12 protein-coding genes are annotated in these 9,560 nt (G+C 67.4%); 8 read left to right on the forward strand and 4 right to left on the reverse strand.

Annotated elements, in window-relative coordinates:
• The first annotated feature begins 10 nt into the window (after positions 1 to 10).
• Both C566_RS0116295 and C566_RS0116300 read left to right on the forward strand, forming a co-directional pair.
• Entirely contained in the window at positions 11 to 1,060 is a 1,050-nt protein-coding gene (locus C566_RS0116295) for a hypothetical protein (RefSeq protein WP_018775422.1), read from the forward strand.
• Between the two features lie 81 nt (positions 1,061 to 1,141).
• The gene (locus tag C566_RS0116300) at positions 1,142 to 1,498 is read left to right on the forward strand and encodes a nuclear transport factor 2 family protein (protein WP_026266765.1); all 357 of its coding nucleotides are present in this window, start codon (positions 1,142 to 1,144) and stop codon (positions 1,496 to 1,498) included.
• A 21-nt stretch (positions 1,499 to 1,519) separates the two neighbouring features.
• Here C566_RS0116300 and C566_RS0116305 read toward each other — a convergent pair whose 3' ends face one another.
• Complete coding sequence (locus tag C566_RS0116305; RefSeq protein ID WP_018775424.1) at positions 1,520 to 2,182, reverse strand: LysE family translocator; 663 nt, start codon at positions 2,180 to 2,182, stop codon at positions 1,520 to 1,522.
• Between the two features lie 117 nt (positions 2,183 to 2,299).
• On the opposite strand from C566_RS0116305, the gene C566_RS0116310 reads away from it, so the two are divergent.
• Positions 2,300 to 2,755 carry an Lrp/AsnC family transcriptional regulator gene (locus C566_RS0116310; RefSeq protein ID WP_081627361.1) on the forward strand — a complete coding sequence of 152 codons (456 nt, stop codon included), beginning with the start codon at positions 2,300 to 2,302 and terminating at the stop codon, positions 2,753 to 2,755.
• Between the two features lie 14 nt (positions 2,756 to 2,769).
• Here the strand turns inward: C566_RS0116310 and C566_RS0116315 are convergent, their stop codons facing one another.
• Positions 2,770 to 3,228, reverse strand: coding sequence for an Lrp/AsnC family transcriptional regulator (locus tag C566_RS0116315; RefSeq protein ID WP_026266767.1), 459 nt, complete (start codon positions 3,226 to 3,228; stop codon positions 2,770 to 2,772).
• A 332-nt stretch (positions 3,229 to 3,560) separates the two neighbouring features.
• On the opposite strand from C566_RS0116315, the gene gluQRS reads away from it, so the two are divergent.
• Genes gluQRS through C566_RS0116330 form a run of 3 tightly spaced genes read left to right on the forward strand, consistent with a single transcriptional unit; the run spans position 3,561 to position 6,190 of the window.
• On the forward strand, positions 3,561 to 4,496 hold the full coding sequence (gene gluQRS / locus C566_RS0116320; RefSeq protein ID WP_018775427.1) for a tRNA glutamyl-Q(34) synthetase GluQRS: 936 nt from the start codon (positions 3,561 to 3,563) through the stop codon (positions 4,494 to 4,496).
• A gap of 9 nt (positions 4,497 to 4,505) precedes the next feature.
• On the forward strand, positions 4,506 to 5,186 hold the full coding sequence (locus tag C566_RS0116325; protein WP_018775428.1) for an HD domain-containing protein: 681 nt from the start codon (positions 4,506 to 4,508) through the stop codon (positions 5,184 to 5,186).
• A 2-nt stretch (positions 5,187 to 5,188) separates the two neighbouring features.
• A complete protein-coding gene (locus C566_RS0116330; protein WP_018775429.1) occupies positions 5,189 to 6,190 on the forward strand; it encodes an NADP-dependent oxidoreductase in 1,002 nt (333 codons plus the stop codon).
• On the opposite strand, the gene C566_RS0116335 is transcribed toward C566_RS0116330, so the two are convergent.
• Positions 6,187 to 6,810 carry a transmembrane-type terpene cyclase gene (locus C566_RS0116335; RefSeq protein ID WP_018775430.1) on the reverse strand — a complete coding sequence of 208 codons (624 nt, stop codon included), beginning with the start codon at positions 6,808 to 6,810 and terminating at the stop codon, positions 6,187 to 6,189. The genes C566_RS0116330 and C566_RS0116335 overlap by 4 nt on opposite strands.
• A 181-nt stretch (positions 6,811 to 6,991) precedes the next feature.
• Here C566_RS0116335 and exaC point away from each other — a divergent pair, with 181 nt between their 5' ends.
• Positions 6,992 to 8,515: an acetaldehyde dehydrogenase ExaC gene (exaC, locus tag C566_RS0116340; RefSeq protein ID WP_018775431.1), complete on the forward strand. Its 1,524-nt coding sequence runs from the start codon at positions 6,992 to 6,994 to the stop codon at positions 8,513 to 8,515.
• Between the two features lie 87 nt (positions 8,516 to 8,602).
• On the forward strand, positions 8,603 to 9,190 hold the full coding sequence (locus C566_RS0116345; protein WP_018775432.1) for an adenylate kinase: 588 nt from the start codon (positions 8,603 to 8,605) through the stop codon (positions 9,188 to 9,190).
• Positions 9,191 to 9,288: 98 nt separating this feature from the next.
• Here the strand turns inward: C566_RS0116345 and C566_RS0116350 are convergent.
• Positions 9,289 to 9,560: AMP-binding enzyme (locus C566_RS0116350; protein WP_026266769.1), on the reverse strand; the 272-nt coding region annotated here is incomplete at its 5' end.

A 9,560-nucleotide genomic window follows, 5' to 3' on the forward strand; every position in this document is an offset into this window, starting at 1 on the left:
CCATGGGGGAATGAGCGCCGGACTTGGCGAATCCGCCCCCCAAATCCACAACGACCGGAATCCCGCTGGCCGGCTTGCTGACGGCCAAAGTCCCGACGGCCAGCGCAGGCCGTACACGGACACCCGAGACCTGACGCCGTTCCGCAAGGTTGTGGTCCGGACACCCGTCCGCGGCCTGGCCGGGACCGTCGGCGGCGCGGTGGCCGGACTCATGGCAGGCCGGGCCCCCGGGACGCTGGCCGCCGAAGGCGGGGTGCCCCGCCTGGGCAGGGTGGGGGGCCGGACGTCCGCCAAGAGAATGAAGGCCGTGCACTCCGCCGTCTTCGGCAGCACCGATCCTGACCGCCTGATTACCCTGGCCCGCGCCTATCCCGGCTGGGCCGGGGTCTGCTACCTCATGGCCGGGCTGTTGGCGTACGCCCACGGCGGGCATCTGCGCGCGTCCGAACTCCTGCAGCACGGCCTGAGACTGCGGAACGACGAGGACGCCAACCGCTACGCCGGCGTGTACCTGGCCGGCGTGGTCACCAGGGTGGAGGTGGCCGAACGGATCGAGGTTCCGGTGCTCTTCTCCGAGGAGGCCGTGTTCCTGGCCCTGTCGCATTCCCTGCGCGAGACCGGCCAGACGGAGGCGGCACTCGCGGCGCTGGCCGGGCTGCCGCCGTCGTTGCCGCTCGCCCTGGCGCGCTGTTCGCTGGAGGCCGAGCTGGGACGCGACGTCGACGTGGTGGCAGAGACCGAAGGCCTGCTGAACGCGGACGATCTGTCCGCTGCGCTGCTGCTGGTGCGGGCCCGGTCGCTGCGCAGGCTGGGAGCCTACACCGCCTCCCGTTCGGCCCTGCAGGAAGTCCTGCGGCGCAGGAAGACCGACTTCACCCTCCGCAGCGACGCGCTGACGGACACCGCCCTGCTCCTCCTCGAGGCGGGCCGCAAAACCCTGGGTGGCCGGGACTGGCAGCGGCACAAACCGGCACAGCTGGAGGCCGTGAAAGCCATCCGCAAGGACGCCGAAATGCACGAACTCTGGGACCGCGAATACGGGCGCGCTGACGACGACTGACAGGCTTCCAGGCCCGGCCACGGCCAAATCCACGTATTCACTACTCTTGCGGGCCCCATGGGCGGGGAGTAAAAACGAGGCATGAGAGATGCGGTGGAGCGCTGGATGCAGCACTACATCACGGCGTGGACGACGAACGATCCGGAGGACATCCGGGCGCTGTTTACCGAGGACGCCATCTATGCAACCAGCCCCCAGGAAGCCGAACCGTGGCGGGGCCGGGACGATATCGTGGAGCACTGGCTTGCCGGGCGCGATGAGCCGGACGACTGGACGTTTGAGTGGAAGCTGCTGGGGGTCGACGGCGGCCGGGCATTTGTGCAGGGCCTGACGACATATCGCGGCAACAGCCGGAGCTATGACAACCTGTGGGTGATTCAGTTGACCGCGGACGGCCGCGCATCGTCCTTCACCGAGTGGTACATGCAGCGAAAGTAGCCCTGAGGCGGATGCGCTCCCTTACGCACGGGCCATGGCTGCGCTGACGGCAGGCACGATCTGCTCGGCGAGCAGCAACGCGCCCAGGGCCAGCATGATGATCCCGCTGGCCAGCGTCACCTGGCGCGCTGCGCCCGGCCTGGCCTGCAGCAGTTTCCGCGCCAGGAGTGCCACGCAGCTGTAGATGACGCCCACGAGCAGGATGAAGGTCAGCCCGAGCAGTCCCGACTGGACCGGAACCGGCCATGCGGCGTCAGGGCTGACGAACTGCGGCACCAGGGCCACGAAGAACAGCAGGCCCTTGGGGTTGATCCCGCTGATGCCCATACCTTGGAGGAAGACCCGGAACTGGCTCGCGGGTGCGGCAGTACCGGGAGTCGAGGTGCCGGTGCTGAAGCTGGCCCCGCGCCAGGACCGCACGGTGCTGAAGCCCAGCCACAGCAGGTAGAGAGCGCCTGCGGCCGTCAGCCAGCCCAGCACGCCGGGCATTCCGGCCAGCAGTGCCGCCAGCCCCAGCACCAGCAGCGCCGTGTGGAGGGCGTAGCCGCCGCAGAGACCGGCGACGGCGGGCGCGAAGCTGCGCTGCCTGAGCCCGGCCGCGATCGAATAGGCCCAGTCGACGCCGGGGGTGCATGCCAGGGCGACGGCGACAACCAGGAAGGCGAGGAAAAGCTGGGGGTTCATGGCGGGCTCCAGGGGTGCGGCACCTCGTGGCGGGTACAAGGAAAACTCTAGGCAAATTCGGTCGGGAAGTGTTCGCCTATTTACCGAGGAATCGCCGATTGTGGGTAAGATAATTGCGTGATTGACGCTATTGACAGAAGTATTTTGCGTTACCTCAAGTCGGATGGCCGGATGACTGCCACGGCCTTGGCGGCCAAAGTGGGGCTGACCGTGGCCCCGTGCCATCGACGGCTGCGGGATCTGGAGGCCACCGGGATCATCCGGGGCTACCGGGCGGACATTGATCCGGCCGCCGTGGGGCTCGGTTTCGAGGCGATCGTGTTCGTGACCCTGCGGCAGGTGGACCGTTCCACCATGGAGATCTTCGAAAGCCGGGTGGCCGGCAATCCCAACATCGTCGAGGCCCAGCGGCTCTTCGGGTCGCCGGATTACCTGCTCAAGGTCATCGCGGAGGACCTGCCGTCCTACCAGCGCTTCTACGACAGCGAACTGACCTCGCTGCCCGGCGTCGAGCGCCTGACGTCAACGCTGGTCATGAAGAACCTGAAGGCCAACGCCGGCCCGCCGGTCTAAACGAGCCCGCCGGCTCAGGCGCCGAGCAGCCCTGTGGTCCGGTAGGGAATGACCTCGCGCAGGAACATGCTCGTTGAGGTCCGGACGATTCCGGGGCACAGCCGGATTTCCTCGGACACGCGGTAGAGATCGTCCGGACTCTTGGCCACCACCCGGATCAGGAGATCGGTGTCGCCGGCCGGTGCGTGGCATTCGAGCACTTCCGGGATATTGCGCAGGGCGGCGATCGCTTCGTTGAGGTGGCTCTGGTCCAGTTCCGCGCTGACCGCGGCCGCCACGCCCCGGCCCAGGGCGGAAGGCAGCACCCGGCTGCTGTTCGGCCGGAGCGCGCCCGACGCCGACATCCGTTCCAGGCGGGACTGGACTGTGCCGCGGGCCAGGCCCAGCTTCTGCGCCAGCACCATGACCGGTACGCGCGGATCGTCGTCCAGTGCGGCGAGGATCCGCCGGTCCGTCGCGTCGAGCTCCTGCAAAATGACCACTTCCTGTTCACTGTCCCGGCTGTAGTTGATCAGATTGGCCACTCCGGCGCCGGTCCGTTGCACCAACTGTAGGTCTTCTGCTCAAATGGTGACAACAAGGGGACGGGGCCACCGCCACGATCCCGAAGGCTACGGACATCCCGGCACACCACCCGGACCCCGGACAAGGCTCCCGCAAGGAACCAGCCGCTGATTGACTCTTGTTCACGCATCGTCATTCCGCACAACGCACCCGCGGCAAGAGCCCCTGAGCCACCGACGTCGGATTTCCGAAGTCATCGGTAGCTGAGGGGCTCTTGTGCTGCTCCGCATAGGCTAGTCGCATGACCTCAGCTGGCCGTTTCGCCCCCAGTCCCTCCGGCGAACTGCACGTGGGCAACCTCCGCACGGCCATCCTGGCGTGGCTGTTCGCCCGGTCCGGGGGCCGGCGGTTCCTGCTGCGGGTGGAGGACCTGGACCGTGCCCGGGCCGGCGCCGAGGCCGAGCAGCTACGCGACCTTGCGGCGGTCGGCGTGAGCTGGGACGGCGGCGTCGTGCGCCAGACGGACCGTGAGCACCTGTATGCCGGGGCGATCGCGGAGCTGACGGCGGCCGGCCTGACCTATGAGTGCTTCTGTACCCGCCGCGAAATCCAGGAAGCCCCCTCCGCGCCGCACGCTCCGCTGGGCGCCTACCCGGGAACCTGCCGGAACCTCAGCGGCGCCGAGCGCGAGGCCAAGCGGGCCGCCCGACCACCGGCTGTCCGGCTCCGCTCCACTGTGGCCGAGGTGACGGTGCAGGACGTGCTGCACGGCAGCTACACCGGGGTGGTCGACGACTTCGTGCTCCGGCGCAACGACGGCGTGACCGCCTACAACCTGGCCGTGGTGGTGGACGATGCCGCGCAGGGCATCGACCAGGTGGTCCGCGGGGACGACCTGCTGCCCTCCACGCCGCGGCAGGCATATCTGGCGTCGCTGCTCAATATGCCTGTTCCGGAATATGCGCATGTGCCGCTGGTACTGAACGCCGACGGCGCCCGGCTGGCCAAGCGCGACGGCGCCGTCACGCTCGCCGACCTGGCGCTGGCCGGGGTGGGCGCGGACCAGGTCCGGGACACGCTGCTGGCCTCCCTCGGCCTCCCGCCGGGCCGACTCGAAGAGGTACTGGCCGCCTTTGACCCGGACACCCTGCCGCGCGAGCCCTGGGTGTGGCCCGGGGTGCCGGGAGCGCATCCGGGAACCCACCTGCGGACAGGGACGGACAGCCGCGGCGCGTAGGCTGGATTCATGACCGAGCCCGCACACCCCCAGCCCCGCTTCACTGTCGAGACAGCCAAGGTCCTGGCCGAGGTGGCCCACAACCGCCAGAAGGACAAGCTCAAGCGGCCATACCGGGAGCACGTGCTCGCCGTCGGGGACGCCCTGGCGGATTTCGACGACGACATCCGGATCGCCGGATACCTCCACGACATCGCCGAGGACACCCCCATGACGCGGCAGGCGCTGTTGGACGTGGGGGTCTCCGAACGTGCCGCGAACATCATCGAACGGGTCACGAAACGCCTGCATGAGAACCCCGACGACTACCAGGCCGGCATCCGGTACATCGCCGAGGACCACGACGCCACGCTCGTGAAGATTGCCGACAACGCGCACAACTCGCTGCCCGAACGGGTCAAGGCGCTGGCCGAAAAGTGGCCGGACAAGCCCCCGGTCACCCGTTACGACGACGCCCGCCCGGTGCTCTACGCCGCCGTCCCTGTCGAGGAAACCCGGAAAATCCTGGCCCGGATCAATCCCTGGCTGTTGAACGAACTCGACGACATGCTCGACGAGGCGGACGACACGGACTACGAGTTCCTCTCCTACGACGCCCCGGAAGCAGACACGGCAGCAGACATGGCAGCAGACACGGCAGCAGGAGACGCGGCGGCTGCGCCCGGCGAAACCGGGTCCGCGCGGGACTAAGCATGCGTGCCTACGTCCTCACACGCTACGGCGGCCCGGATGCCATGGAACTCCGGGACGTTCCGGCTCCCCAGCCCGGCCCGGGTGACGTCCGGATCAAGGTCGCCGCGGCCGGGCTGAACCCGGTGGACTTCAAGTTCCGCCGGGGCGCGCTCCGTCCCATCAGCCATGTCCGCCTGCCGATCGTTGCCGGCTGCGAACTCGCCGGGACGGTGGAGGCAATCGGACCCGGGCCCAACCGCTTCTCCATCGGCGACAGGGTTTACGCCCGGGTGGACAAGGCCAGGCTTGGAGCGTTCGCCGAGCTGGTGTGCGTGCAGCAGGAATTGGTCGCCGCCATGCCGGCGTCGCTCGGATTCGCCGAAGCCGCGGGACTGCCGCTGGCCGGACTCACGGCGCTGCAGGCGCTCCGCGATGAACTCGGCGTGGGCCGCGGCACCCGGCTCTTCATCTCCGGCGGCGCCGGCGGGGTGGGAACGCTGGCCATCCAGCTCGCCAGGTATTTCGGGGCCCAGGTCACCACCACGGCATCGGCCCGCGGCGAGGCGCTGGTGCGCCGGCTGGGGGCGGACGCCGTCGTCGACTACCACCGGGAGGACTTCGCCGCGGTGCTGCACGGGTTCGATGCGGTCTTGGACCTGGTCGGCGGCGTGACACTCAGGGATTCCTTCCGCATTCTTAGGCCCGGCGGCCGGGTGGTATCCATCGCCGGCGTTCCCGAGCCGCTCACCGCGACGAAAGACCTGGGCTCCCCGCCGATGATCACCGCCGCGTTCTGGCTCATGAGCATGGGCCTCCGCCGCCGCGCCCGCAAGGCGAAAGCCAGCTACCGGTACCTGTTCATGCACCCCGGCGGGGATGATCTGCGCACCCTGGCGGCCCTCGTCGACGCCGGCCACGTGCAGCCGGTCATGGACCGCACCTACCCGTTCGCGGAAATTGCGGAAGCCTTCGCCGCGCTCGAACAAGGCCACGCCAAGGGCAAGATCGTCGTCACCCTCTAGCGGCTCCCGGCTCCCGGCTGCCGGGCCCGCCACAGCAGGCCGATGTACACCAGGTCAAAGACGCTGCAGAGCATGCCCACGCCGAGGATGAGGGGTGAGTTGCCGTACCAGCCCAGGGCGATCGTAGGCGCGAGGGTGCCGATCCACTTGGCCACGGCGATCAGCAGGGTCTGGCCGCGTGAGCCGCCACGGGCGGCGAACATGGCGATGAACAACCCGGACATCAGCAGGTTCTGCAGGAAAGCCGCATAGCGGGCCGCGTCGTCCCAGCCGAACTGGACGACGAACAGCAGCTGCACCGCGAAGGACGTGACACCGAGCAGGAGCGCCCAGCCGATGAACAGCCGCCGCGTCACCCAGCCCGGCAGCTCGGAACGGCCGAACTTCAGGAAGGTGTACACAATCACGACGTCGGCCAGTCCCCACGCGATATTGAAGACCCCCTGGGCGGTGATTCCCGTCGCGATGGAGCGCGCGGCGTAGATGGCCTCCCAGGCGAAATTCAGGGCCAGCGCGGCGGCCGGGATCGCGTAGCTCCGGTCCTTGAAGCCGATCCGGATGGCATCGACGTAGACCGCGGTCCAGGCCAGGCCGCTCACGATCGTCAGAAACAGGGTCACGGTCCCTCTCTCATGCCTAGGCGCCGACACATGCTGACACAGCGAGCATAGCGACGGCCGGCACATGCCGCTCAGCCAGCGCCAAGGAGCAGCTGGCGGCCCCATTGCAGTGTGGCCGCAACCTTTGAAGTTCTAGGCTTGCGGCCAGGACGAAGACGTCTGTTTTCCATGAGGAGTAACCATGACTGTTTATGTCCAGCCCGGCCAAGAAGGATCCAAGGTCCAGTTCAAGGACCGCTACGAGAACTGGATTGGCGGCGAATGGGTGGCTCCTACCACCGGCCAGTACATCGAGAACGTCTCCCCGGTGAACGGCAAGCAATTCACTGAGGTGGCCCGGGGCGCAGCGGCCGACGTTGAGCTGGCGCTGGATGCCGCCCATAAAGCCGCTCCGTCCTGGGGCAAGGCCTCGGCCACCGAGCGCGCCGTTGTCCTGAACAAGATCGCCGACCGCATCGATGCGAACCTGGAGATGCTCGCCGTCGCCGAATCCTGGGACAACGGCAAGCCGATCCGCGAAACCCTCAACGCTGACATCCCGCTCGCGGCGGACCACTTCCGCTACTTCGCCTCCGCCATCCGGGCCCAGGAAGGCCGGCTGTCCCAGCTCGACGACGACACCACCGCCTACCACTTCCACGAGCCGCTCGGCGTCGTGGGCCAGATCATCCCCTGGAACTTCCCGATTCTCATGGCGGTCTGGAAAATGGCTCCGGCCCTCGCCGCCGGCAACGCCGTCGTCCTCAAGCCCGCGTCCAACACCCCGGCCTCCATCCTGGTGCTGGCCGAGCTCATCGCGGACCTGCTGCCCGCCGGCCTGCTGAACATCGTCAACGGCTTCGGCTCGGAGGTCGGCAAGCCGCTGGCCTCCAGCCCTCGGATCCGCAAGATCGCCTTCACTGGCGAAACATCCACCGGACGGCTGATCAGCCAGTACGCCAGCGCGAACCTGATCCCGGTCACCCTGGAGCTCGGCGGCAAGAGCCCCAACATCTTCTTCAACGACGTCGCGGACACCAACGATGCCTTCTACGACAAGGCATTAGAGGGCTTCACACTGTATGCCTTCAACCAGGGCGAAGTCTGCAGCAGCCCGTCCCGCGCCCTCGTCCAGGACGGCATTTACGATTCCTTCATGGCCGACGCCGTGGCCCGGACGCAGCAGATCACCCAGGGCAACCCGCTGGACACCACCACCCAGATCGGGGCTCAGGCGTCCGTGGGCCAGATGGAGAAGATCCTCTCCTACATCGACATCGGGCTCCAAGAGGGCGCCAAGATCCTGGCCGGCGGGAACCAGACGGAGCTCGACGGCGACTTGGCCGGTGGCTTCTACGTCCAGCCGACCATCTTCGAAGGCAACAACAAGATGCGGATCTTCCAGGAGGAAATCTTCGGTCCTGTCGTCTCAGTGGCGCGGTTCAGCGACTACAACGACGCCATCAGCATCGCCAACGACACCCTCTACGGCCTCGGCGCCGGCGTCTGGTCCCGCAACGGCAACGTGGCCTACCGTGCCGGCCGCGAGATCCAGGCCGGCCGCGTGTGGGTCAACAATTACCACGCCTACCCGGCCGGTGCCGCGTTCGGCGGGTACAAGTCCTCCGGCATCGGCCGCGAGAACCACTCGATGATGCTGGACCACTACCAGCAGACCAAGAACCTCCTGGTCAGCCACTCAGAAAACAAGCTCGGCTTCTTCTAAAGCCGATCAAGGGCCCGCTGCAACGGCAGCGGGCCCTTGACGCACCCTTTCAACAACGGCACCACGAAGGACTCACACATGACGAGAATGTTGATTATTGGCCCGCCCGGATCCGGCAAGGGCACCCAAGCGGAACGGATTTCCGAGCGCCTCGGCGTCGTTGCGATCTCCACCGGCGACATCTTCCGAGCAAACGTCAAAGGCGGAACACCGCTGGGGCTGGAAGCAAAGAAGTTCATCGACAACGGCGACTTCGTCCCGGACAGCGTGACCAACAAGATGGTCCGGGACAGGCTGCTGCAGGAAGACGCCACGTCGGGCTTCCTGCTGGACGGCTACCCGCGCACCACGTGCCAGGTTGACGAACTGGACGACATTCTGGCGTCCGGAGACCAGGTCCTCGACGTCGTCCTGCAGTTGACTGCCGACGACGAGGAGCTGGTCTCCCGCCTCCTGCACCGTGCCAAGGAAACCGGGCGGAGCGACGACAACGAGGCCGTGATCCGCCACCGGCTGGACCTGTACCATGGCCTGACGGAGGCTGTGGTGGCGAAGTATGCCGAGCGCGGCATATTGGCCCAGGTAGACGGCCTGGGCAAGATCGATGACGTCACGAACAGAGTGATGCGCAGCCTGGAACAGCCCGTCAGGGCCTCTGCCGTCAGGGGACGCTAGTACAGCAACGGCCACCACGGCGGCCGGACATGACGACGGCGCCGTCCACCGGGGTGGGCGGCGCCGTCGGCGTCGGATCGTACGCGGTGTTGCGCGGGTTATTTCTTCAGCGATTGGGCGATCTGGGCCATGACTGTGTTGTCGGCCAGGGTGGTCGCGTCGCCCACTTCGCGGCCTTCGGCGACGTCTTTGAGCAGGCGGCGCATGATTTTCCCGGACCGGGTCTTGGGCAGTTCGGGGACCACGAGGATGGTTTTGGGTTTGGCGATCGGGCCGATTTCCTTGCCGACGTGGTTGCGGAGTTCCTGGACGATGGCGTCGCCGGTGTCCACGGCGTCGCCGCGCAGGATCACGAAGGCGACGATGGCCT

This window comes from Arthrobacter sp. 131MFCol6.1 (assembly GCF_000374925.1).
Classification (GTDB): Bacteria; Actinomycetota; Actinomycetes; order Actinomycetales; family Micrococcaceae; genus Arthrobacter.

Excerpts from the sequence above, each read along its gene's own strand:
- C566_RS0116330 (WP_018775429.1), top strand. The coding sequence starts at position 5,189 with ATGCGTGCCTACGTCCTCACACGCTACGGCGGCCCGGATGCCATGGAA.
- C566_RS0116300 (WP_026266765.1), top strand. The coding sequence starts at position 1,142 with ATGAGAGATGCGGTGGAGCGCTGGATGCAGCACTACATCACGGCGTGG.
- gluQRS (WP_018775427.1), top strand. The coding sequence starts at position 3,561 with ATGACCTCAGCTGGCCGTTTCGCCCCCAGTCCCTCCGGCGAACTGCAC.
- C566_RS0116295 (WP_018775422.1), top strand. The coding sequence starts at position 11 with ATGAGCGCCGGACTTGGCGAATCCGCCCCCCAAATCCACAACGACCGG.
- C566_RS0116305 (WP_018775424.1), bottom strand. The coding sequence starts at position 2,182 with ATGAACCCCCAGCTTTTCCTCGCCTTCCTGGTTGTCGCCGTCGCCCTG.
- exaC (WP_018775431.1), top strand. The coding sequence starts at position 6,992 with ATGACTGTTTATGTCCAGCCCGGCCAAGAAGGATCCAAGGTCCAGTTC.
- C566_RS0116345 (WP_018775432.1), top strand. The coding sequence starts at position 8,603 with ATGTTGATTATTGGCCCGCCCGGATCCGGCAAGGGCACCCAAGCGGAA.
- C566_RS0116325 (WP_018775428.1), top strand. The coding sequence starts at position 4,506 with ATGACCGAGCCCGCACACCCCCAGCCCCGCTTCACTGTCGAGACAGCC.